At 75.1% G+C, this 2,924-nt stretch carries 2 protein-coding genes; both read right to left on the bottom strand.

The features are described 5' to 3' along the window. Nucleotides 1-2,150, bottom strand: a 2,150-nt coding sequence (gene addB / locus BKE38_RS07370) for a double-strand break repair protein AddB (protein WP_076956706.1), incomplete at its 3' end; no start/stop codon positions are given. Between the two features lie 66 nt (nt 2,151-2,216). Then, on the bottom strand, nt 2,217-2,924 hold a 708-nt coding region (locus tag BKE38_RS07365; RefSeq protein ID WP_474104344.1), incomplete at its 5' end, for a tRNA nucleotidyltransferase/poly(A) polymerase-related protein.

The following is a 2,924-nucleotide window of genomic DNA, read 5'->3' as shown; positions in this document are numbered from 1 at the left end:
GGCCAGGGGCGCACGGCGTCCGGCTGGTCGATGCGGCTGGCCCAGTCCAGCGCCGGGCTGCGCGGCAGGGCCAGCCCCTCGCCCCGGTCCCCCCTTTGGCCGGCCAGGAAGGTCTCGAGACGGGTCAGCCAGCGGCTGGGCACGGTCGGCGCCCCGGCGCGCTTGCGGGCGCGCGACAGCACGACGCGGGGCGCGCAGGCGGCGCCGAGGAAGAAATCGGCGGCGACGCGGCCGATGCGGGATTCCGGCTCGGGCAGGCCGAAATCGGCGCGCATCGGGCGGCTCATCCAGGGGCCGGGATCGGTCGCCTGCGGCCAGACGCCCTCTTCCAGGCTGCCGAGCACGGCCAGGTCGAAATCCTGCAGCCGCGCCTCGAGCAGGCCGAGGATGGCGATGCGCGGATGCTGGGCATGCTCGCGGCCGCGGCCGATGCGGACGCTGGGCGCGGCCGGGCCTTCCAGCAGCACGTCGAACAGCGCCGGCCACCCCGCCGGGCTCATCGGCGGCATCTCTGCCAGTGCCGGCGGCAGGGTCGAGAGGAAGACGGCAAGCGGCTCGCCCTCTTCCGCGGCGTAGAGGCGCAACCCGCCCGGGCGGTCGCGGGTGGCGGCCAGCGCCTCGGCGGCGGCCAGGTGGCGCTCCAGCAGGTCGGCCGGCGGGCGGGCCGGGCTGTCGCGCAATTCCTCGAAACCGGCCAGGCAGGTTTCCAGCGCGTCGAGCAGCCCGATGACGCGGGCCAGCAGGACAGCATCCTTCTCACGGCGGAACGCCTCCAGCACGCGGGCGCGCAGGCCGGGCAGGCCGGGGGCGGGGCGGGGGCCGCGCAGCGCCCGGCGCTCCAGCAGGCGCACCGCCTCCATCCATTCGGAACGGGTCTGGCCGCCGGCGGTCAGCGGGTGCTTCAGCAGGGCCAGCAGCGAGACCGGCGCGAAGCCTTCGGCCACCGCGCGGCCGAGCAGGCGCAGATAGGCGCCGGTCGGCGTCTGGCCGAGCGGCTGGCCGGCGGAATCATCGGCGACCACGCCGTGCCGGGTGAGCTCGGCGGCGACGCGGCGGCCGAGGTCGCGGTCGGGGGTGATCAGGGCAGCGCGGCTGCCGGGGGTTTCCAGCGCCTCGCGCAGCAGCAGGGCGATGGCCACCGCCTCGGCCTGGACATCGGGGGCGTCGAGCAGGGAGAGGCCCTCGAGCGCCGGGCGCCAGTGGGCAGGGCGCCGGTGCAGCCAGGCCTCGATGCCGGCGGCGGGGCGCAGCGCGCAGGCCAGCAGGGCAGCGCGCCGTTCCAGCGCCGGGTCGGTGGCGATCGCCGTCGGCCAGGGCTGCAGGTCGCCAGGCGCCGCATCCATCGCCGAGAGCAGCCGCACCTGGCCCGACAGCGGATGGGTCGGGCTTTCGCCGATGGCGGCCCAGAGCTCGGGCGAGGTGATCTCGCCGGCGCCGTGCAGCAGCACGCAGCCGTTGGGCATCTGCGCCACCACCTTCAGCAGGGCGGCGGCGGCGGGGATGGTGCCGCCGGCGCCGATGCCGGCGGCGATCACCGGGTCGGCTGGCGGCGCGCGCTTCCATTCCTCGGCCTGGGCGCGCAGCGCCGCGGTGCGGCGCGGGCCGATATCCATCAGCCCCTGGCTCTCCAGCCAGCCGGCCCAGGTGTCGAGCACGGCGCGCAGGAAGGTCAGCGTGACCTGCCAGTGGGTGGAGAATTCCTCGGGCACCAGCCTAGCGAGGTTGGCGAAGTCGGCGTCTTCCAGGGCGGTCTCGTCGAGCAGCTCGGCCAGGGCGGTGGCGAGGCGCCAGGCCTGCTCGGGGGTGTCGGGGCCGCCGAAGCGGGAGGGCAGGCGCATGACCAGGCTGGTCAGCACCGCCTGGCGCCGGGCGGGGTCCACCGCCGGGGGCAGGTCGAGCAGGGTGGGCAGCGCCAGCTCGTCGGCTTCCTGGGTGGAGAGGCCGGTCAGCGCCCGCATGCGCGGCAGCAGCAGGGTCCTGCCTTCGGCCGCCTTCAGGAAGGCCTCTCTCAAGGCCAGGGCGGCACGGCGGGTGGGCAGCAGGATGGTGGTGCGGGACAGGGCGAGGGGGTCGCTGCCGACCTGGTCGAGCACGCCGCGGGCAAGGGCGGGCAGGAAGGGCTGATGCGCCGGGATGTCATAGAGGCGCATGGTCTTGTCCCTTGTCCAATAGACAAAAAGAAGATGGGGCGCGGGGCAGTGCCCCGCCGGGGGAATTCATTCCCCCAGCCTTTCTTTCAATTTTTCTGTGGTTTGTTCTTTGGTGGGTGTGCAGCCGTTTTCCATCCACCATTGCTTCACGTCGTTCAACGCCTTGCCCATGGCGGGCCCCGGCGAGGCGCCGAGGGCAAGGGCGTCGCGGCCCTGCAGCGGGAAGACGGGGCGGGGGGTGGTTTCGATTCTTGTCCTGAGCGCCGCGCGGCTCCGTCCGTCGCGGGCTTCGGCGGCCCAGGCGGCGGCGGTGGCGGTCTCGGCCGGGTGCTCGGCGAGGAGGCGGCGGAGGTCGTTGCCGCTCAGCTCAGGCGCCGGGGCCGGGATGGACAGCAGGTCGTGCAGGCGGCGGGTTTCGTCGCCGGAGAGCTTCAGGCGTTTCGCGATCGGCGTGGGGTCGGCGTCCAGCAGCAGCGACAGGCGCAGCAGCGGGTCGGCCGGTGCCGCGCTGCGGGCCAGGGCGTCGAGGGCGCCGGCCTCGGGCAGGATGGCGGGCAGCACGCCGGTGTCGCGCATCAGCGCCAGGCTGCCGGCGGGGGAGGGGCCTTCGAGCAGGCGCTTCAGCTCCATCCAGACGCGCTCGGCGGAGAGGCGGGCCAGGCCGGGGACGGCGGCGCGGAGGGCGGCGAGGGCGGCGGTCTCGGGCGCGCGGGTGCTGCAGCGGGCGCGGAACCGGAAGAAGCCTAGCACGCGCAGATAATCCTCCCCCAGCCG

The organism is Teichococcus deserti, assembly GCF_001982615.1.
GTDB lineage: Bacteria > Pseudomonadota > Alphaproteobacteria > Acetobacterales > Acetobacteraceae > Pseudoroseomonas > Pseudoroseomonas deserti.
The sequence above is the reverse complement of the archived record's forward strand: the minus strand, read 5'-3'. Positions and strand labels throughout refer to the sequence as shown.